The 19,921-nt window shown below is 67.7% G+C and carries 19 protein-coding genes; 4 read left to right on the top strand and 15 right to left on the bottom strand.

The features are described 5' to 3' along the window. Positions 1 to 41: 41 nt before the first annotated feature. Positions 42 to 821 (top strand): heme ABC transporter ATP-binding protein, encoded by a 780-nt coding sequence (locus tag ACIPRI_RS21920; RefSeq protein ID WP_446623601.1) that lies wholly within the window; start codon positions 42 to 44, stop codon positions 819 to 821. 17 nt (positions 822 to 838) lie between these two features. Here ACIPRI_RS21920 and ACIPRI_RS21925 read toward each other — a convergent pair whose 3' ends face one another. The 3 genes from ACIPRI_RS21925 to ACIPRI_RS21935 all read right to left on the bottom strand — a co-directional run bounded on the left by ACIPRI_RS21925 (position 839) and on the right by ACIPRI_RS21935 (position 4,633). Beyond that, the gene (locus tag ACIPRI_RS21925; RefSeq protein ID WP_446623602.1) at positions 839 to 2,254 is read right to left on the bottom strand and encodes a serine hydrolase domain-containing protein; all 1,416 of its coding nucleotides are present in this window, start codon (positions 2,252 to 2,254) and stop codon (positions 839 to 841) included. 178 nt (positions 2,255 to 2,432) lie between these two features. Continuing rightward, positions 2,433 to 3,770: a DUF5666 domain-containing protein gene (locus ACIPRI_RS21930; protein WP_446623603.1), complete on the bottom strand. Its 1,338-nt coding sequence runs from the start codon at positions 3,768 to 3,770 to the stop codon at positions 2,433 to 2,435. After that, positions 3,767 to 4,633, bottom strand: coding sequence for a DUF6502 family protein (locus ACIPRI_RS21935; protein ID WP_446623604.1), 867 nt, complete (start codon positions 4,631 to 4,633; stop codon positions 3,767 to 3,769). The genes ACIPRI_RS21930 and ACIPRI_RS21935 overlap by 4 nt, the downstream gene beginning before the upstream one ends. A 198-nt stretch (positions 4,634 to 4,831) precedes the next feature. Here ACIPRI_RS21935 and ACIPRI_RS21940 point away from each other — a divergent pair, with 198 nt between their 5' ends. Next, complete coding sequence (locus ACIPRI_RS21940) at positions 4,832 to 5,179, top strand: hypothetical protein (protein ID WP_446623605.1); 348 nt, start codon at positions 4,832 to 4,834, stop codon at positions 5,177 to 5,179. A 46-nt stretch (positions 5,180 to 5,225) separates the two neighbouring features. Here the strand turns inward: ACIPRI_RS21940 and ACIPRI_RS21945 are convergent, their stop codons facing one another. Next, positions 5,226 to 5,903, bottom strand: a complete 678-nt coding sequence (locus ACIPRI_RS21945) for a hypothetical protein (RefSeq protein ID WP_446623606.1) — start codon at positions 5,901 to 5,903, stop codon at positions 5,226 to 5,228. 392 nt (positions 5,904 to 6,295) lie between these two features. Here ACIPRI_RS21945 and ACIPRI_RS21950 point away from each other — a divergent pair, with 392 nt between their 5' ends. Next, on the top strand, positions 6,296 to 6,889 hold the full coding sequence (locus tag ACIPRI_RS21950) for a hypothetical protein (RefSeq protein ID WP_446623607.1): 594 nt from the start codon (positions 6,296 to 6,298) through the stop codon (positions 6,887 to 6,889). 51 nt (positions 6,890 to 6,940) lie between these two features. Further along, positions 6,941 to 11,104 (top strand): chemotaxis protein CheB, encoded by a 4,164-nt coding sequence (locus tag ACIPRI_RS21955; RefSeq protein WP_446623608.1) that lies wholly within the window; start codon positions 6,941 to 6,943, stop codon positions 11,102 to 11,104. Here ACIPRI_RS21955 and ACIPRI_RS21960 read toward each other — a convergent pair. From ACIPRI_RS21960 to ACIPRI_RS22010, 11 genes are all read right to left on the bottom strand, one after another. Further along, complete coding sequence (locus tag ACIPRI_RS21960; RefSeq protein WP_446623609.1) at positions 11,101 to 11,781, bottom strand: redoxin domain-containing protein; 681 nt, start codon at positions 11,779 to 11,781, stop codon at positions 11,101 to 11,103. The two genes, ACIPRI_RS21955 and ACIPRI_RS21960, sit on opposite strands and share 4 nt — an antisense overlap. After that, on the bottom strand, positions 11,781 to 11,969 hold the full coding sequence (locus ACIPRI_RS21965) for a hypothetical protein (protein ID WP_446623610.1): 189 nt from the start codon (positions 11,967 to 11,969) through the stop codon (positions 11,781 to 11,783). The genes ACIPRI_RS21960 and ACIPRI_RS21965 overlap by 1 nt, the downstream gene beginning before the upstream one ends. A gap of 89 nt (positions 11,970 to 12,058) precedes the next feature. Further along, positions 12,059 to 12,940: an NAD(P)-dependent oxidoreductase gene (locus tag ACIPRI_RS21970; protein ID WP_446623611.1), complete on the bottom strand. Its 882-nt coding sequence runs from the start codon at positions 12,938 to 12,940 to the stop codon at positions 12,059 to 12,061. A 68-nt stretch (positions 12,941 to 13,008) separates the two neighbouring features. Beyond that, entirely contained in the window at positions 13,009 to 14,067 is a 1,059-nt protein-coding gene (locus tag ACIPRI_RS21975) for a LacI family DNA-binding transcriptional regulator (protein ID WP_446623612.1), read from the bottom strand. Positions 14,068 to 14,122: 55 nt separating this feature from the next. Then, positions 14,123 to 15,118, bottom strand: a complete 996-nt coding sequence (locus tag ACIPRI_RS21980) for a 2-hydroxyacid dehydrogenase (RefSeq protein ID WP_446623613.1) — start codon at positions 15,116 to 15,118, stop codon at positions 14,123 to 14,125. Further along, on the bottom strand, positions 15,118 to 16,086 hold the full coding sequence (locus ACIPRI_RS21985; protein ID WP_446623614.1) for a sugar kinase: 969 nt from the start codon (positions 16,084 to 16,086) through the stop codon (positions 15,118 to 15,120). Before ACIPRI_RS21985 ends, ACIPRI_RS21980 begins: the two co-directional genes overlap by 1 nt. Then, positions 16,083 to 16,841, bottom strand: a complete 759-nt coding sequence (locus ACIPRI_RS21990; RefSeq protein WP_446623615.1) for a sugar phosphate isomerase/epimerase family protein — start codon at positions 16,839 to 16,841, stop codon at positions 16,083 to 16,085. The genes ACIPRI_RS21985 and ACIPRI_RS21990 overlap by 4 nt, the downstream gene beginning before the upstream one ends. A gap of 24 nt (positions 16,842 to 16,865) precedes the next feature. After that, positions 16,866 to 17,636 carry an amino acid ABC transporter ATP-binding protein gene (locus ACIPRI_RS21995; RefSeq protein WP_446623616.1) on the bottom strand — a complete coding sequence of 257 codons (771 nt, stop codon included), beginning with the start codon at positions 17,634 to 17,636 and terminating at the stop codon, positions 16,866 to 16,868. A gap of 26 nt (positions 17,637 to 17,662) precedes the next feature. Then, positions 17,663 to 18,466, bottom strand: a complete 804-nt coding sequence (locus ACIPRI_RS22000; RefSeq protein ID WP_446623617.1) for a transporter substrate-binding domain-containing protein — start codon at positions 18,464 to 18,466, stop codon at positions 17,663 to 17,665. A 51-nt stretch (positions 18,467 to 18,517) separates the two neighbouring features. Continuing rightward, positions 18,518 to 19,171 (bottom strand): amino acid ABC transporter permease, encoded by a 654-nt coding sequence (locus tag ACIPRI_RS22005; protein WP_446623618.1) that lies wholly within the window; start codon positions 19,169 to 19,171, stop codon positions 18,518 to 18,520. A 12-nt stretch (positions 19,172 to 19,183) separates the two neighbouring features. Continuing rightward, on the bottom strand, positions 19,184 to 19,855 hold the full coding sequence (locus tag ACIPRI_RS22010; RefSeq protein ID WP_446623619.1) for an amino acid ABC transporter permease: 672 nt from the start codon (positions 19,853 to 19,855) through the stop codon (positions 19,184 to 19,186). Between the last annotated feature and the right edge of the window lie 66 nt (positions 19,856 to 19,921).

A 19,921-nucleotide genomic window follows, 5' to 3' on the forward strand; every position in this document is an offset into this window, starting at 1 on the left:
GGGGCAGCGCAGCACACGAAGTGGCAAGCGTGGGGGCCCGTATGATTTCATGCATTGACGCGAGCTTCCAAGTCGGCGGCAAGTCCTTGCTGGCGGGCGTCACGGCGTGCCTGACACCGGGCCGCGTGACGGCCATCCTCGGCCCCAACGGCGCCGGCAAGTCGACCTTTCTATCGCTGCTCAGCGGCCAGCGGCGCCCGACCACGGGCCGCGTGCTGCTGGACGAGCAGCCGATCGAGCATCACAAGCCGGCGGCGCTGGCGCTGCGCCGCGCCGTGATGCCGCAGGAAAGCAGCGTCGCCTTCGACTTCAATGCACAGGAGATCGTGACCCTGGGCCGCCTGCCGCACCGGCTGGCGCCCGCTGCCAACGAAGACCAGATCATCGGTGCCGCGATGGCGCTGACCGACGTGGCCGCGCTGGCCCCGCGCATCCTCAACACCCTGTCGGGCGGCGAGAAGGCGCGCGTGCATCTGGCGCGCGCCCTGGCCCAGCTGTGGTCGCCGCGGCCCGACGGCGCGCATCGCTGGCTGCTGCTGGACGAGCCCACCGCCGCCCTGGATGTCGCGCACCAGCATGCGTCCATGCGCCTGGTGCGCGACTGGGCCGCGCAGGGCGTGGGCGTGGTGGCGGTGCTGCACGACCTGAACCTGGCGCTGCGCTATGCCGACGAGGTGATCGTGCTGGGCCAGGGCCGCGCCGTGGTGCAGGGGCCGAGTGCCCAGGTGTTGCAGCCGGCGCTGGTGCGCGAGGTCTGGCGCACGCCCTGCGAACTGGTGGCGGGGCAGGATGGCGCGCCGCAGTATCTGTTCGGGGTGTAGGGCCTGCCCCTCGCCGCTCAGCGAGACGCCTGTACCGCCTGCATCAGCACCGAAAGTGCAGGCCCAGGGCTCGACTTCGGCGCCCCCTTGTCGAAGCCCATGCGCACCACCACCAGGTCATGCGAGGGAATGATGACCACGTACTGGCCGCCCGCGCCCAGCATGTAGTACGCGGAGGTCGGCACCGGCAGCGCGCCCGTTCCGTTGAGCCAGAAGAATCCGCCGTAGATCGGCCGCTTGTCCGCCACCCAGGCCGCCGCCGGCGTGCGCACGAAGTTGACGAAGCCCTCGGGCAGGATGCGCTCGCCGTTCCACACGCCATCCTGCAGATACAGGTTGCCCAGGCGCGCCCAGTCGCGTGCCGACATGAACTCGTAGCCCTGCGTCAGAAAGTTGCCGAAGGGGTCCGTCTCCATCGTCATCGTTCGAATGCCGATCTTGTCGAACAGATGGCGCTGCGGAAAAGACAGGTAGTCTTCACCGCGCTTCTCGACGGCCAGGCGGACCAGGTAGCTCGCCAGCACCGGGTCGGTGTTGCGATAGCGGCCCACCATGTTCGACGGCCATTGCTGCGGCCGCGTCGCCGCGTAGTTGAACGAGTTGATGCGGCCGGTGTAGAGATAGGTGTGATCGGGGTAGCTGCCGCTGGGGTCGAAGTCCGGGTCGTCCGGCGCCTTGATGCGAAGCCCGCTCGACATGCGAAGGATGTCGGAGATGCGGATGCTTTGCCGCCCGTCGCCGCGCGCCTGCCACTCGGGGATCGGGGCGGCCTGGTCGAGCTGATACGCGCCTTGCCGGATCAGCACGCCCATCAGCGTCCCGACCACGCTCTTGCCCATGGACCACGACTCGAGCGGTGTCGTCGCCGTGATGCCGCTCATGTAGCGCTCGCCGATGAGCCGGCCCTTGTGCGTCACGACGAAGGCCGTCGTGTAGGCGTCCGGCGCGGCAAATGCCGCGTCGATGGCCTGCGCCACCTTGAGCATGTCGACACCGGAAATCGGGTCGGTAGAGAGCACGTCGCCCATCGGCCAGGCCAGGCCGGCGGCGGGAGGAAGCGCGCTCTTGACAGCGACCGGCGTGAACGACACGTCGTCCTGGTTGGGTGGCAGCGTGACGCAGCCCTGCGATCCAAAATGGCGCGCCGTCAGCGTCGGGCCGTTGGGGATCGTGATGCGAACCTCTTTCCGGTCGCGGTCGATCACAGGCTTGCCGACCTTCCTGCGCTGCTCGTAGGGCCCGGTGAAGTAGCCCACGCTTTCCGCGGCGGTCTCCGGGTCCAGCCCGGTGATGAAGACGGCCGAGCACATCGTCTTGGCGTAGCCGGATGTGTGGTGCTCCAGCACGTTGCCGGGTGGCGGCACGTAGGGCGTGTCGAGCTCCAGGGCCTTGGCGCGGGCAATGAGCGCCTCGCGCGCAGGCAGTTCGGCCACGGGTGCTGCCGCGCCGCTGCTCCCGCCGCCGCCTCCGCAAGAGGCGAGGACTGCGACGAGGACCGCCGTCGTGATGCCACGAAAAGAAACGCGCACAAAGCTCGACATGAGATGACTGCTCCTCGAATGGGAGCGGCGATCATGCCGCAATCGAGGCGCAGAAGGCCCGCGCCTGGTGTCAGTCGAAGCGCACGCGCGTGGCGATCAGCACGCCATTGACGACCCGCGCGCCCTCAACGGTGATGCCCACGCCGTTGCCGAGCGCGGATGCGCTTCCATTGACGAACACGACACCCGCCCCGCTCGCATCCACGGGCTGGCCGCGGACCCGGAAGTTCGAGGCCGAGTCGAAATTGCTCACCAGCCCATGCAGGCTGAACGATGCAGGTCCGCCGGTTCCTGGCACGTGCCGCAGCCTGAGCTTGGTCGCCTTGAGAACCCCGTTGGCCATGACGCCGGCGACTTCCACCTGAACGCCGTTGCCGAGGGCGGAGGCAAGCACGGGGGCCAGGTCGGCGGCCGAGGCATCGACCTGCACGCCGAGCACGCGGAACGACGCGATGCCGGTGAAGTCCGTGACGACGCCTGCCAGTTGCAGCAGCGCCGCATCGGCCGTTGGCGTCGGATACCACCCTTGCACCAGCTTTGCCGGCAGGCGATTAGGCAGCATGACGTCTGCCCGGACGCGCACCAGGGCACCGTTGACCAGCGGGCCCGCCATGCTTGCCAGGCTGTAGTCGATCAGCATGCCGCCGAGCATGAAGGTGCGGCGCCCGATGTCGAGGCCCTGCACCGTGCCGCTGAGGATCGGCGTCGAGGGGCCGCGCTGTTCGACCCGTGTGGCCAGCAGCACGCCCGGCCCGGCGGGCAGGCCCCAAACCTGCAGCGTCATGCCGGGCGCAAGCGCTGCAAGCCCGGCCGAATCGGCCCACACGGTGGATTCGTCGGTGGTGACGGTGGTCCCCAGGATGGCAAGGCGGCCCTGCGCCAGGTCGACCGAGGAAACGGGGCCGCGAATCTCCGCGGCGGATTCGATCTGATGCGCAACGCCGAGCGTGAAGTCCGCGTTGACGGGGCCGGTGACCTTGGCGCTCATGCCCAGCTGAAGCGCCGGGGCGTCCTCGACGTTCACGTTCACGCCGCGGGTCGCGTAGCGCAAGCCGTTGACGATGATGCTGCCGGCGCCGTCCACGGCGCCGACGCCCGTGGCGTCGGCGGTGCTGACGCCGGTGCCGCCCGAGCCCACGCCGGAGCCCTCGTCGCCGCCGGAGGCTGTCGTGGTGCCACCGCCTGCACCCCCTGCGCCGCCACCCGAGGGGCCGCCGCTATCCCCGCCCGGGCTTGCATCGCCGGCCAGCAGTCCGGCGTTGGCGCCGTTCCCCGACTGGACGGCGACGCTCCCCTGGCCCCCGCCCACGCTCAAGCTTGCGCTCCCGCTGCTGCCTCCGCCCCCGCACGACAGCAGCAAGCCGAAGCCGACCGCAAGGAGGCCGTGACGCAGCAAGGTCATCGTCATGTTTTTCTCCTGACGCGCTTGGAGGGCGCAGCCACCGGCGCTATGCGAGGCGCGGCTACCGCATAGTATGCGTAAATGCCGACGCGGATGCGGCCCGCCGTGTCAGATTTCTCCGCGTCGAAGGCGCGTCTCATTTCCTGTGTCAGTTCGTGGTGAAGGCCGCCCCACCGCTCGCGCGCGAGTTGATGGATGCGTTCGCAATCGGCCGCGGAAATCCCGCTGACGAACACCGAACGCTCAAGCAGGGCAGGCTGCGCACCCAGCGTGTTGGCCACGGCCGCGAGCAGGTGGTCGCCAGTGTTGTCGCCGAGAAATCCGAGCATGCCCTTCAGATCGCTTGAAGGGACGAAGGCGGTGGCATTGAGTTGCGCACGCCCGTCTTCCTCGCTCGCCATGTTCAGCCGCACCAGCTCGTCGAGGATGGCGCGGTGATGCACGTTGCCGCGGCTGGCAAGCCGCGCAATGTTCTCGAAGGACGGGGCATCGCCAGCGATGGCCAGGTTCTGCAGCGCCGGATCGTTGGTGGACATCTGAAGCCACAGCGTCAGCACCTTGGCCGCTGCCGACATCTCGCGATCGAGCACGGGCGCCCGTGTTTCGCGCACGCTGCTTGTGATGACCTTGCGGTTCAGGCCCGTGGTCACCGACAGCTGGCTGATGCTTGGCGCCGTTCCCTTGTCGGCAAACCACACGCTCTGCGCTTCGTCCAGCAGCAAGTCGCGCAGCAGGCGCTGGAGTTGCGGGTGCTTGACGCCCAACGCCAGCGCCAACCTGACCACGGGCCGCATGACGCGCGCGCAGGCCGCGAGCGTCCATGAAGCCTGCTCGCCCGGAAGCGCGCCGCTTGCTTCGCGCGTGGGCAAGCCGCCGCCTTCAGCGCGCCTCGATCCCTTGGATTTCGTGGACATATGCGTTGGGTAGAAGCATCAGCTTGTTGCCTCTTTTGCCTCCTGACATCGCCATCAGCAGTCGTCTTACAGACGGCGCAGCCAAACAATAAGATAAATGCATTACTCATGTGAAATTTTCCCAGCTTGCCCCTTGCCGCGAGGAGAGCATTCATGGCTTCTGCCGCTTCATTTCCCAGCCCTGCGCTTTCGGAAAGCGCATTTGGAAACCTGATCGATCTGGCGAGATTGCAGACCAGCGGGTGGGCTCATGCCGAGGTCTGCGACGTCTGCAACACCATCAACATGGGTTCGGCCCATCTGTGCAAATGCTGCGCCCACAAGTTGCCCGCCTTCTATGCCAGCGAGGCCCTCGAATGCGAGATGGAAAGCGCGCCGCCGCGCCTCTTCCTGTGGGCAACGGGCGTTGCCACGCTTGTCGGCCAGTTTGCCGGCCGATGTCATGAAGCTCACCGTTCCTTCGCCACGCACCTCGCTTCGCCTGCGGACGCACTGGAATGACGAAGTTCTGCGGGTCGTGCCACACGCCCAACAAGGACAGCGCCAGCTACTGCCGCGGCTGCGCCGGCAGGTTCTCGGGCGTCGTGTCCGGCACGACCATCTTCGACATCTTGCGCGGTCCCGATGCCGCGAAAGCGACGCGCATCGCGTCGGTCGTCGCACTCGAGTCGGGAACCCTCGACCAGCCATGGCGGCAGCCACGGCTGGAACGCGTGGTGAGGCCGGCCTGGCGCAGCAAGGCCGCGGTCGAGCCTGACCCCGAATCCAGTACCGATCTCGATCTCGATTCCGTATTCAGCTCCGAAGCCGAGGGCAATCGCGACTCGGCCACGATCCGGGTTGGCATCGTGCTGGTGATGCTGGTGGGCGCTTCCCTGCTCTGGTATTGGGGCCGCCCTGCCGTCGGCATCGATCCGGCGCGGCAGTCGACGCCCGTACCCGCCGAGCAGGCGAGCTTGTCGGTGCAAGCGGCGCCACCCGCCTTGGCATCGCCGCCCGTATTGCTCGAGCAACTGGCCGCGCCGCCGGCACCTGCGGCACCGGAAAGCAAGGCAGTCCAGGTGTCATCCCTGCCGCCCGCCGACGTGATGCCACCCGACCCGGCCCCGAGCGAAGCGACGAACACGGCGCCCGTGCGGGAGGCGCCGCAGCGGCCCGACGCTCCGGGCCAGGACAGGCTCGTGCTGGACAACCCGGCCCCCGCTGCGGCGCCGGAAAGCAGCACGCCTGCGCGACCTGCCGCGGGCACGGCCGCAACGCCTCGCGCCACACGCCGGGCCGCGCCCGTCGCGCCAGCATCGCAGCAGGCACGCACGGCGCGCGCCTACAACTACACCCTCGCGCCCGAACTCCAGGCGCGCGGCGCAGCCCGTTCCGGTCCCACGGACGCGCGTGAGGCATCGCGTGGCCCTTCGCTGTGCGACGCCGACGATCCCAGCGGCCAGGCGCTTTGCGTGCCCTCGCGGCGTCCCGGGCAAGGGTCGCCCACCACTCCCGCTGCCGCCGTCGCGGCAACGGCGCCCAGCACACCGCCGCCGGTGGCTCAACAGCCGCCGGTCACTGTCCAGAAGGGGACGACCGCGGTCTCCACCGCAGGCATCGCAGCGGCGACGGCCAATGCCGGTGACAGCGCGCCTGGCGGGGGCGCTGGAGGCGGTGCTGGTGCTGGTGCTGGCGCAGGTGCTGGTGGCGGCGGAGCCGGAGCCGGAGCCGGAGCCGGAGCCGGAGCCGGCGGCGCTGGTGCAGGTGCTGGAGGTGGCGGCGCGGGAGCTGGAGGCGGCGGTGCCGGTGCTGGAGGCGGTGGTGCCGGTGCTGGAGGCGGCGGCGCTGGTGCTGGTGGTGGCGCTGGAGGCGGTGGAGCCGGCGCGGGCGCTGGAGGCGGCGGTGCTGGAGGCGGCGGTGCTGGTGGCGGCGGCGGCGCTGGTGGTGGCGCTGGTGGTGGCGCTGGGGGTGGCGCTGGGGGTGGCGCTGGGGGTGGCGCTGGGGGCGGGGCTGGCGGTGGGGCTGGCGGTGGCGGTGGCGGCGGTCCTGGCGGCGGTGGCGGTGGTCCCGGCGGCGGTGGTGGTGGCGGCGGCCCCGGTGGCGGTGGTGGCGGCGGCCCCGGCGGTGGCGGCGGCGGCCCGGGGCGGTGAAATCGGCAAGCCGATACCCCTGTTGCCCCATGCGCCCAGGGCATCAGGGAATCCGTCCTGGCGTCCCGTAGAAGCTTAAGATCCGAGTGATGCGCGCCCACCTACTTGCCCGTCAACTCCGGAGATGCCAATGGCATCTGAAAGCCCGTCTCCTGCCGATCACGAAACGCTGAACGTGGCAGTCAGCACCCTTGATTTCCCGGTCGTCGGCCTCGGTGCCTCGGCCGGCGGGCTGGAGGCGTTGCAAGAATTTTTCACCCACATCCCGGCCGATTGCGGCATGGCTTATGTGGTGATCCTCCACCTGTCCCCGACCCACGAGAGCAACGTCGCCGAGATCCTGCAGCGGGTAACGACCATGCCGGTGGTGCAGGTGCAGGGCACGGAGCACATCCGCCAAGACCACGTCTACATCATCCCGCCAGGCAACGACCTCGCCATGAACGACGGCCAACTGCAGTTGCGGCCTTCGCAGCGCGTGCGTGGCGGAACGCATGCGGCCATCGACCTGTTCTTTCGCACGCTGGCCGATGTGCACGGCGATCGCGGCATCTGCGTGGTCCTGTCCGGCACCGGCAGCGACGGCGCCGTCGGCCTGACCCGCGTCAAGGAAGCCGGCGGCATCACGCTGGCGCAAAGCCCCACGCACGCCAAGTACGACGGCATGCCGCGCGCCGCCATCGCCACCGGCATGGTCGACATCGTGTTGCCCACCGACAAGCTGGCCGCGCGCCTGCACGAGCTGTGCAACAACATCCGCCGCATCCGCATGCCGGCCGATGTCGCGCACCAGCTCGACGCGCAAGCCGAGCAGGGACGCAGCGCGTCCCTGCGCGCCGAAACCGCGCTGGCCGACATCATGACCCTGCTGCGCCTGCAGACCCGCAACGATTTCAAGCACTACAAGCGGGCCACGGTACTGCGCCGCATCGAGCGGCGCCTGCAGGTCAACGGGCTGCCGGATCTGGCCTCCTATCGCGACTACATGCGGCAGAACCCGGCCGAGGCGCCGTTGCTCCTGCAAGACCTGCTGATCAGCGTGACCAACTTCTTCCGCGATCGCGAGGCCATCCAGGCGCTCGAGGCCGAGGTGATCTCCGGTCTGTTCGAGAACCGTCAGAACGCCGATGACCCGGTACGGGTATGGGTTGCAGGCTGCGCCACCGGCGAGGAGGCCTACTCGATCGCCATCCTGCTGCGCGAGCAGATCGACCGCGTGCATGGCGTGGCCGCTGATTTCCAGATCTTCGCCACCGACATCGACGAGCACGCCATCGCCGTGGCGCGTGCCGGCCTCTACCCCGGGGCCATCGCCGCCGACGTCTCGCCCGACCGGCTGTCCAAGTTCTTTGTCCGGGAAGGCGAGAGCTACCGGGTCGTCAAGTCGCTGCGCGAAAAGGTGCTGTTCGCCGCCCACAACGTGCTGCGCGACCCGCCCTTCTCGCGGCTGGACCTGGTGTGCTGCCGCAACCTGCTCATCTACCTGGAGCGGCGCGCCCAGAGCAGCATCCTGGACATGTTCCGCTTTGCGCTCAAGCCCAACGCCACGCTGTTCCTGGGCGTTTCCGAGTCGACCGATGCCGCGGGCGAAGGCTTCGTGCCCATCGACAAGAAGCACCGCATCTACCGTGCCGTGCCCGGCGGCACCGCCGTGCGCAACCTGCCGACCCTGGTGGCGCCGCCGCTGGAACGGCGCAGCAGCAACAACGCAATGTCGGTCAGCGTGAGCGAGCGTCGTCCGCCCAGCAACGCCGAGATCCATCGCCACTCGCTCGAGCAGCTGCTTCCGCCCAGCGTGCTGGTGGATGCCCAGCTCAACATCCTGCACTTGTCCGAGGGCGCGGGCCTGTACATGGAGCACGGCAGCGGCCCGCCCACGCACAACCTCTTGTCCAACGTCAGCCCCGAACTTCGGCTGGAGCTGCGCAGCGCCCTGTATTCCGCGACGCAATCGCACCAGAACGTGGAAGTGCGCAACGTCCGGATCGAGCGCGCGGGCAGTCTGCGCAGCGTGCATATCTCGGTGCGCCCCTTCAAGGCGGAAGATGGCGCCGAGCTCGCCCTGATCGTGTTCGACGAGACGCCGGCGGAGCCGCCCATCGAAGAAGGCGTGTCCCTGGACGGCGCAACCCGCAAGCTGGTGGCGCATCTCGAACAGGAAAACCGTCAGCTCAAGCAGCACCTGCAAGAGACCATCGAGCATTCGGAGACATCGACCGAGGAGCTGAAGGCATCCAACGAGGAGCTGCAAGCCATCAACGAAGAGCTGCGCTCGGCCACCGAAGAGCTGGAAACCAGCAAGGAAGAACTGCAGGCGACCAACGAGGAACTCACCACCGTCAATTTCGAGCTGAAGATGAAGGTCGAAGAAACCGACCGCGTCAACGACGACCTGCAGAACTTCATCGCGTCCAGCGACATCGCCACCATCTTTGTGGACCGTGGGCTGCACATCAAGCGCTTCACGCCCCGGGCGGCCATGCTGTTCAACCTGATCGCCACGGACGTGGGGCGGCCACTCCTGGACATCACCCACAAGCTCGACTACGCCACGCTTGGCGAAGATGCACAGCGTGCCTTCGTCGATCTGCGCGTGGTGGAGCGCACCGTGCGCGCATCCGATGGCCGCCATCTGCTGGCCCGCTTCCTGCCCTATCGGACCAACGAAGACAAGATTGTCGGGGCCGTGCTCACCTTCGTCGACGTCTCGGCACTGCACGCGGCGGAAGAAAAGTTTCGCATGAGCGAAGAGCGGCTGCGCCTGGCGGCGGAGGTCACGCGAGATTTCGCCATCATCACCACCGACGACGCTGGCATCGTGACCGCCTGGAACGCCGGGGCGATGCGCATGTTCCAGTGGCGCGAGGACGAAATCGTCGGCAAGCCGATCGACCTGATCTTCACCGACAAGGACCGCGCCAATGGCATACCGCGCGTGGAGATGGAACGCGCGCTGGCCCACGGCCGCGCCGAAGACGAGCGTTGGCATCGCCGCAAGGACGGCAGCACCTTCTTCTGCAGCGGCGTGATGGCGTCGCTGAACCATGCCGGCGAGACGGGCTACTACAAGATTGCCCGCGACATGACCGAGCACAAGCAACTGGCGACGACCAAGGAGCTGCTGCTGAGCCAGGAGCAGACCATGCGGCAGCAGGCGCAGGCCAACATTGCGCTCAAGGACGAGTTTCTCGCGGTGATGTCGCACGAGCTCAAGCACCCGCTGAACCTGATTCACGTCAATGCCCAGCTGCTGATGCGCTTGCCCGATGCACGCAAGATTCCGGCGGTGGCGCGAGCCGGCGAGGCGATCCACCGTGCCGCCGGCAGCCAGGCAAAGATCATCGACGACCTGCTCGACCTGTCCCGGGCGCGCACGGGCAAGATGGCGCTTCGCGTCGAAGACTTGGTCATCAACGAGGCAGTCGCGGCGATCGTGCGCGCGGCCGAGACGGACGCCCAGGCCAAGGGGATCCGGATTGGCTTCGAATCGACGAGCAAGCCGGTCCTGGTTCGCTGCGACATGGTGCGGCTGCAGCAGATCGTCTGGAACCTGGTGAGCAACGCGATCAAGTTCACGCCGCGCGGCGGACAGGTGACCGTCAGCCTGGACATCGACCCTGAAGCCGAGCTTTGCCGCTTGTCGGTGGAAGACACCGGCAAGGGCATCGACCCAGAGTCCCTGCCGCACATATTCGAGATGTTCAACCAGGCAGGGTTCTCCCATGACGCTGGAGAACGAGGCCTGGGCATCGGCCTGGCCCTGGTCCGCGAACTGGTCGAGGCGCACGGCGGCGAGGTCCGCGCCAGCTCCGAAGGCCTTGGCCGCGGCGCGTCCTTCGTCGTGACCTTGCCCATGACGCATCCGGAGCGGGAGCGCGCGGCCCCGCCATTGGAAAGTGCCAACGGCAACATCCTGTCCGGCCTGCGCATCCTGCTGGTCGACGATTCGAAGGAAACCTTGATGCTGTTCAAGGACCTCCTGGAAATTGAAGATGCGCAAGTCGACGTTGCCAGCAGCGGCGCCATCGCGCTCGAAAAGCTCGGAACGATCAAGTACGACCTGCTGATCTCGGATATCGGCATGCCGCAGATGAACGGCTACCAGTTGATTGCCAAGGTCCGAAGCCTTCCCGGCGTCGGCCGGATCCGGGCATTGGCCCTGACCGGCTATGGCCGGGACGCGGATGCCGAGCGCGCCTCCAGTGCCGGCTTCGACGGGCACCTGTCCAAGCCCACGTCTGTGGAAGACCTGAAGAACGCCTTGTCGAGCCTGCAGGCTGCGGCGGACTCCTAGGCAAGACTGCCGGCCGCGGCGATCAACTGCGCCGCATTCGGAAAGATGCACAGGCCGCCCGGCCCGTCGGGCGCTTCGATCTGCACCCAGCGGACGATGCCTGCCGCATCCACCAGGAAGTGCCCGACCAGCTGGGTGCCATAGCTCGCGAAGATGGCCGCGTCGGGCTCCTGGAGCTCGAATCCGTCCTTGGCATTCAGCACACCGTTGGCTTCCATGGGCTGCATCGGCTCGGGCAGCTCGCCGGTCGGATTGATGCGCGCCGCCTCGAACTGCGCCATGCTGGCGCGATAGGGCCATTCGTGCCGCTCGCCGGTGCCATCGGGCAGGAACTCCAGATACTGAACGCCATACGCCCGGTGCGTGGCGCATTGCACATCGCACAGAAGCGATACCGGCGTCGGCCGGTGGCGAAAGTAAAGGCGGGCGTGTTCCAGCGGCGTGTTGATCACGGCCAGGGTCTCGACGCCCAGGGCGCGCAAGGCCGGCTGCATGCCGGCCAGCTGCAGCACCTGGCGGCGGCAGAACGGGCAATGCAGCCCGCGATAGAAGCCGATCAGGAAGGGGCGGCCGCGCAAGCTCTCCAGCGAGACCGTTCCCTCTTCGGGCTTGACCGCGGGAAGCGCGAAGGCGGGCGCGGGCTCTCCAGGCTGCAGGGGGCGTTTCTGGTCTGTCATCACTTCCACGCGTCGTAGAAAAATGCCCGAAGGGACGACGGCTGCTGCCGCACGAGCGCCTGCAACGCAAAGCAGGCATAGGCCGCCATCAGCAAGACGAACACGGTCAATGAGATGGCCAGCATCAATGGAGCGGCCGCCACGGAAGCGCAGACAGCGGCTGTTGAAGTCAATGAGATGCTTTGCATCGAGACCTCCGTCGACAAGCAACGATTTCACGCGCAAGTCGGGAGGCCGTCAAGGCTCCTCGTAGGATCGCCGCTGTTGTCTGGCCCGCCTATTCGTCGAACTGCCGCATCAGTTCCGCCACCTGCGCGGTGCCGAGGCCGGCGTCGACCAGCGTACCGTAGACCTGCCTGGCCGTGGTAATAAGTGGAAGCGTGAGGCCAGCCGAGTGCGCCACGCTCTGCACGCCGTTCAGATCCTTCAGCATGTTGTTGAGGCTGCCCGTGGGAAGGTAGTTGCGCGCCGCCATCTGCGGCGCGAATTCCTGCAGGAAGTTGCTGTCGGCCCGCCCGCCACGCAAGGCAACGGCCAGCGCGCCGGCGTCGACACCGCCCATCTCGGCCAGGCGCACGGCCTGGAACCCCAGCGCGCACAGTACCTGGTTGACGAGCTTGGTGGTCTGCCCGGCACCGCTGGGGCCCATGCGGGTGTAGTTGGCGCACAGATCCTGCATCAACGCGTGTGCGCGTTCCACCGCATCGGCGTCACCACCGGCCATGACGGTGAGCTGGCCTTTCTCTGCCTTGGCTGCGCCGCCCGAAAGCGGCGCATCGACCCACGCGACCTGACAGCGCTCGCGCAGCGCTTGGGCCAGCTGGCGTGTGGAAGCCGGATCGATCGACGACATGTCGATCAGCACGGCATCGGGTGCCATGGCTTCGGCGACGCCCCCAGGGCCCAGTACCACGCTGCGCACGATGTCGGCCGTGTTCACGCAGGTGATGACGAAGTCGCAGCCGCGCGCCGCGTCGGCCGCCGATTCGGCAGCGCGGGCGCCTTGAGCCACCAGAGGAAGCAGCTTTTCGGGGCTGCGCGTGTACAGGCTCAAGTGGTGGCCGCAATCGATGAAGCGTTGCGCGATGGCCGTGCCCATCATGCCGACGCCGATGATGGCGACGCGGAAGGTCAGTTGTGGTTTTTCGCAAGAGGTCATGGCGGGTCCGATTTTCAGTGAAAGGCCTGCCGGTGCACGCTGGCATCTATGTTGAGCGTGTCGGGAATTCAGCCCGCGCGCGACGACCCGCGCACCAGCAGTTGCCCCGGCAGCAGCAATTGCCGCGGCGCTTCGACAAAGCCCTGCAGGCGTTCGATCAGGCAACTGGCGGCAGCGTGGCCTATTGCGTCGGTAGGCTGCGCGATGGTGGTGAGGCCTGGGCCGATCAGCGCCGCCCATTCGGTGTCGTCGAAGCCGACGAAGCCGATGTCCTGGCCGAACTGCCAGCCCAGGCGCGCCACCGCGGCCGCAACGCGCAAGGTGACCACCGCGTTGCCGGCGAGCACGGCAGCGCCCTTGCCGCGCTTTGCGCTGCGCTTGAGCGCCAGCAGCGCAGCGTCGAGCTCGACCTCTGCATCCTTGTGGTCTTCGTCCTGGCTCTCGAAAACTTCGCCAGCCACGCCCGGCGCATGGGCCTGCACGCAATCGCCAAAGGCGGCAATGCGCTCGCGCCGCGAGCTCACGCCCTTGGACGGCTCGCTGATGTAGAGCAGCTCGCGATAGCCGCCCTCCACCAGGTGCGTGCACGCCGCCTGCATGGCGCCGGCGTTGTCCAGCGAGACGAAATCCGCACGCATGGCCGGATGGCGCCGGTCCACCAGCACCGCCGGCTTGCCGTGCAGGGCCGAGGCATCCACCGCCGAGGCGCCACGGCCCAGCGTGTTGAGGATGAAGCCATCCACCTGGTAGCGCGCCAGCGCATCGATGGCTTCGCGCTCGCGGCTGCCGTCGTTGCCCAGGTTGAACAGCATCAGGAGGTAGCCGGCCTCCTGGCAGGCCTTCTCGGCGCCGCGCAGCACCGCCACCGAGAACGGGTTGCTGACGTCCGCCACCACCAGGCCGATCAGGCGCGAGCGGCCGCGGCTCAGGGCCTGCGCCATCGGGCTGGGCGCATAGGCCAGGGCCGCCACGGCGGCTTCGACCTTGGCGGCGATGTCGGGACTCAGCAGGCGTTCGCGATGGTTGAGAAAGCGCGAGACGGTGGCCTTGGAGACCCCCGCCGCGCGCGCCACGTCGGCGATGGTGGCGCGGCCGGCCGGGCGTTGAACCGAATCGCGCGTGCTCATTCGCCAACCTCCGCGCTGCGCGCGACGGTATTCGCCTTGGGAGCGGCCCGGCGGCTCATCGATCGCTTGCGCCGGTGTCGTAGCAGGCCACGGGCCGCTCGCCGGCCAACGCCTGCAGCAGGTTGCTGGTGGCCAGCACCGCCATGGCATGCCGCGTTTCGTGCGTGGCCGAACCGATGTGCGGCAAGGCCGTGACCTTGGGGTGCGTGCGCAAGGGCGAATCCAGGGGCAGCGGTTCGGTGGCAAATACGTCCAGGCCAGCCGCATGCAGATGGCCGCTGTCCAGCGCCGCCAGCAAGGCATCTTCACGCACGGTGGCACCGCGCCCGCCGTTGATGAAGACGGCTCCCGGCTTCATCTGCGCAAAGGCGCGCTCGTCCATCAGGCCGCGCGTACTTGCGGACAGCGGAAGCATCGCCACCACGATGTCGGAGCGTGCCAGCAGTTCGTCGAAGGCGGCGTAGTGCGCACGGCCCGCCAGTTCGGGCGCCTGCGATGCCAGATCGACCGGACGGCGCGCGTTGTAGAGCACCGGCATGCCAAAGCCCAGCGCCGCACGCCGCGCCAGCGCCTGGCCGATGCGGCCGAAGCCCAGGATGCCAAGCGTCTTGCCATGCACGTCGTGCCCGAAAAATTCGGGGCCGATGTTCTTGTGCCATTGGCCCTGGCGCACCAGGTTCGCAAGCTCCACCACGCGGCGGCAGGTGGCCATCAGCAAGGCGAAGACCGTGTCGGCCACCGTCTCGGTCAGCACGCCCGGCGTGTGGCACAACAGGACGCCGCGCACGTGCAGCGCGGCCAGTTCGTAGTTGTCGACACCGACCGACACGCTGGAGACCACTTCCAGCTTGGGCGCCTTGGCCAGTAGCGCCGCGTCGACCGGAAAGCTGGAGCCGATCAGGCCCTGCGCCTGTGGCAGCGCGGCCTCGAAGGCGGCAAGCTGCGCGGCGATGCGCGGGTTGGCCACCGTCACGTCATGCGCGGCGGTGAGGCGCGCCAGCTGGTCGTCGGGCAGCTCGCGAAAGACCAGGACCTTCTTCGGCTCGCCCATCACAGCCCTGCCGCCTCGAGTTCGGCACGCGTCGGCAGGCCTTCGGTGTCGCCCAGCACCTGCACCGCGCGGGCGCCGATCCAGGCGCCGCGGCGCACGGCCTCGGGCACGCTCTTTCCTTCGAGCAGCGCGCTCACCACGCCGGCGGCAAAGCCGTCGCCCGCGCCCACGGTGTCGACCACCTTTTCCACCGGAAAGCCATCGACATGGCCGGTGCCGCAATCGAGCCCGTCGTAGTAGGCGCCGGCCGCGCCGAGCTTGACCACCACCAGCTTGGCGCCGAGCTTGCGATAGAAGTGCGCGATGCCTTCGGCGGTGCTTTCGCCGGTGAGCAAGAGGCCCTCCTCGATGCCCGGAAGCACCCAGTCGGCCAGCGCGGCCAGGTGGTTGATCCAGTGGCGCATCACCTCGGTAGAGGGCCACAGCGTGGGCCGCAGGTTGGTGTCGAAGGAGATCGTGCGGCCGGCGGCGCGCATCACCTCCATCGACTTGATGGCCGCCTGCAGGCTGGTGTCGGAGATGGCCGGGAACACGCCGGTGGCGTGCAGGTGCCGCGCCGAGCGCAGCCAGGCCTCGTCCACGTCCTGGGGCCCCATGTGGCTGGCGGCCGAACCCTTGCGGTGGTATTCCACCGGCGGGTCGCTGCCGTCGGTGACGCGGCCCTTGAACTGGAAGCCGGTGCGCTGCGACGCGTCGCAGATGACGTGCGAGCAGTCGATGCCCTCGGCCTTCATGCTGGCGATGAGCGAGCGGCCCATCGAATCGGTGCCGAGCCGGCTGGCCCAGCCTACCTTCAGGCCCAGGCGCGCGAGGCCGATGGCCACGTTGGTCTCGGCGCCGGCGGTGCGCTTGTGAAAAGCCGCGGCATCCTCGATGGGACCGGGACGGTCGGCCACCAGCAGCAGCATGGCCTCGCCGAACAGCGCGACGTCGAAAGAAGGGGCAAAAGCAGAAGAGGCGTCAGTCATGAAGCGGGAGCGCGCAAGAGACGGATGTGTGCGATTTCATCGCGCGTCACGGCCAACAGGTCGTCGCCGGCCAGCGGATATTCGATGGCGTGGGGCACGTTGGCCGGCAGCGCCCGAAGCACGGCGCGCCAGGGCGCCTGCGACTGGGTCATGGGCACCGCCACCCACTTGGCCGGCTGGCGTTGCACGCCCTTGCAATGCACATAGCGCACGCGCGGCGCCAATGCCTCGGCGGCGCGCAGGGGGCATTCGCCGACGAAGTGCCAGTTGCCCATGTCGAAGGTCATGCCCAGATCCAGGCCGGCGGAATCGGCGCTGGCAAAAAAGGCTTGCAGCGCGTCCAGCGTGCCGGCGCTCTCGGTCTGGTCGTTCTCGATCAGCAGCTCCACCTTGGCCGCGGAAAGTATGCCGGCCAGGTCGCCAAGCGAATAGCGCGATTCGGCCGTGTGCCAGCCGCCGATGGACATCTTGATGCGCGGCGCGCCCAGCGCCTTGGCGCGGGTCAGGGCGCGCTCGAGTGCGCCGGTGTCCAGTTCGCCTTCGGCCGTCCACAGGCCGATCGGCTCGGAATAGACGCTGGTGAAGGGTGCCAGCAGCGCCAATTCTTCATGCAGGTCGTCATCTCGCAGCAGCTCGCCGCGCACTTCCACGCCATCGGCGCCGGCTTCGCTGGCCAGCCGGGCGAACCAGGGCTGGCCATGACGGCTCACTTCGGCGGCGCCGAAGGCGGCGAGGGATACGAGTACAGGTGGCATCGGTGTCTCCTCTTGGCTCTTCAGTCAATGAGCGTGGTGCGAACTCAGGATCTGCCCCAGGAACTGCCGCGTGCGTTCATCCTTGGGCTGACGGAAGAATTCCTCGGGCGCTGCCTGCTCCACGATCTTGCCGTCGGCCATGAAGATCACGCGGTCGGCCACGCTGCGCGCAAAGCCCATCTCGTGGGTCACGCACAGCATGGTCATGCCATCTTCGGCCAGGCCGATCATGGTGTCGAGCACTTCCTTGACCATCTCCGGGTCGAGCGCGGAGGTGGGCTCGTCGAACAGCATGATCTTGGGCGTCATGCACAGGGCGCGGGCAATGGCCACGCGCTGCTGCTGGCCGCCCGACAGCTGGCTGGGGTACTTGTTGGCCTGCTCGGGGATGCGCACGCGCGTCAGGTACTTCATCGCGATCGCCTCGGCCTCGTCCTTGGAGAGGCCTCGCGAGCGCATCGGCGCCAGGGTGCAGTTCTGCAGGATGGTCAGGTGCGGGAACAGGTTGAACTGCTGGAACACCATACCTACCTCGCCGCGCACCGCGTCCACGTTCTTGCCCCCGGCGGTGAGCTCGAGGCCGTCCACCACGATGCGGCCCTTTTGCACCTGCTCCAGCCGGTTGATGCAGCGGATCAGGGTGGACTTGCCCGAGCCGGAGGGACCGCACACGACGATGCGCTCGCCCGCGCGAACCGACAGGTCGATGTCGGTCAGCACCTGGAACTGGCCATACCACTTGTTCACGCCCTCGAGCCGGATGATCTCGGTGCCGATCGTGTGAGTTCCCGTCATGTCGCGGTCCTTGGCTTCTCTTTTTTTCAGAACTTGGGGAAGTCGGCGCCGAGCCACTTCTGGTAGAGCTTGTTCAGCTCGCCATTGGCGCTGTTCTTGGCCACGAAATCGTTCACGTTCTTCACCAGCTCTTCCTGGCCCGGACGCATGGCGATGCCCATGGCCTGCTGCTTCAGGGTGAACTTGTTCTCGAAGGTGTTGGCCGGCACGCGCTTGGCGATCTGCGCCGCCACAGTCACCGAGCAGCCGATGGCGTCGACCTGGCCGGACATCAGCGCCTGCATGGCCGAGGCGTCGTCGTCGAAGCGGCGGATCTCGGTGCCTTCGGGCGCCGACTGGGTCACCACCACGTCCTGCGTGCTGGCGCGGGCCACGCCCACGCGCACGCCCTTGAGGTCGGCCGCGCTCTTGATCGGCGCGCCGGTCTTGCCGTACAGCACGATGGTGGCGGCCGCGTAGGGCTGCGAGAACTGCACCTGCTTGGCGCGCTCGGGCGTCACGGCCAGCGAAGCCACCAGCAGGTCGACCTTGTTGGTCAGCAGGAAGGGGATGCGGTTGGGGCCGGTCACCGGCACGATGTTGGCCTTGACGCCCCACTCCTTGGCCAGGAGCTTGGCGACGTCGGCGTCGTAGCCGTCGGGCTGGTTCTGCGCGTTGGTGGTGCCGTAGGGCGGGAAGTCGACCAGCATGCCGATGGTGACTTCGCCCTTCTTCTTGATGTCGGCCAGGCTCTGGGCCGAGGCGGCGGACGTGAAGCTGGCAAGGGCAACGCCCAGGCTCAGGGCGGCCAGGGTGGCGGTGGCGGCGCGGCGCGTGATGAATGCGGTCATGTTGGCGAGTCTCCGTAGGTTGAGGTCAAGAAAGGCGAAAGGAACGCACCGTCAGCGCGCAAGCGCCAGCGCGCGCTTGCGCTCCATGCGCGCGGCCAGCAGCGACAGCGGCCAGCAGATGGCGAAATAGAGGGCTGCCACGGTGGTGAACACCTGCAGCGGCTGGAAGGTGGCGTTGTTGATGATCTGGCCGGCTCGCGTGATCTCGGTGAAGCCGATGATGGCGGCCAGCGACGTGCCCTTGATGATCTGCACCACGTAGCCCACGGTGGGCGGCAGCGCGATCTTGAAGGCCTGCGGCAGCACCACGTCGCGCATGCGGCTCACATAGCCGAGGTTGAGCGCATGGGCCGCCTCGGTCTGCCCGCGCGGAATGGCCTGGATGCAGCCGCGCCAGATCTCGCCCAGGAAGGCCGCGCTGTTGAGAATCAGCGCGACGCCGGCCGCGATCCACGGATTGATGTCGAAGCCGAGCACCGGCGCGCCGAAGAAGATCAGGAAGAGCTGCAGCAAGAGCGGCGTGCCCTGGAAGATCTGGATGAAGCCGGTCGACAGGATCTGCGCCGCGCGGTTCTCGGAGGTGCGCGCCAGCGCAATGACGAGCCCCAGGAGGGCACCGCCGACAAAGGCGATGACCGACAGCGCCAAGGTCCACTTGGCCGCTTCGAGGATGAACAGAAATTCGGGAAAGCCGAAGGTACGCATGTCGGTTCTCCCTTATCGACGGTCGGGGTAGTTGAGGGTGCGCTGGTAGATCAGCTTGAACAGGGCCGAAAAGGCCAGCGCCAGCGCCAAATAGATGCCCGCCACCACGATGTAGATCTCGAAGCTGCGGAAGGTCTGCGACTGCAGGTTGGCCGCCACCGAGGTGAGGTCGTCGGCCGAGATCACCGACACCACCGCCGAGCTGAGCATCAGCAAGATGAACTGACTGGTGAGCGCCGGGTAGATGGCCTTGAGCGCCGGCTTGATGATGATGAAGCGGAAGATCTCCCACCCCTTCAGGTTGAGCGCCCTGCCCGCCTCGATCTGTCCCTTGGGAATGGATTCGATGCCGGCGCGGATGATCTCGGTGGCATAGGCGCCCAGGTTCACCACCATCGCCGTCAGCGCCGCGGTGTAGGGCGACCAGCGCAGGCCGATGGCCGGCAGCGCGAAGAAGAAAAAGAACAGCTGCACCAGGAAGGGCGTGTTGCGGATGACCTCGATGTACGCGTTGACGACCCAGCGCAGCCACGTCGGCCCCGAGGTCTTGCCCCAGGCGCAGACGATGGCCACGGCAAGGCCCAGCAAGGTGGCCAGCAGCGAGAGCTGGATCGTGATCCAGGTGCCCTTGAGCAGCAGCGGCCAGGCGGCAAACACCGCCTCGAACTGAAACTGGTAGTTCATGAGAGAGATGGGAGAAAAAGAGCGGGAGCGCCGGTTGTCTCTTGCAGTCAGGGTCTTGTTCAGGCT

The sequence above is a fragment of the Variovorax sp. LARHSF232 genome, from assembly GCF_052871435.1.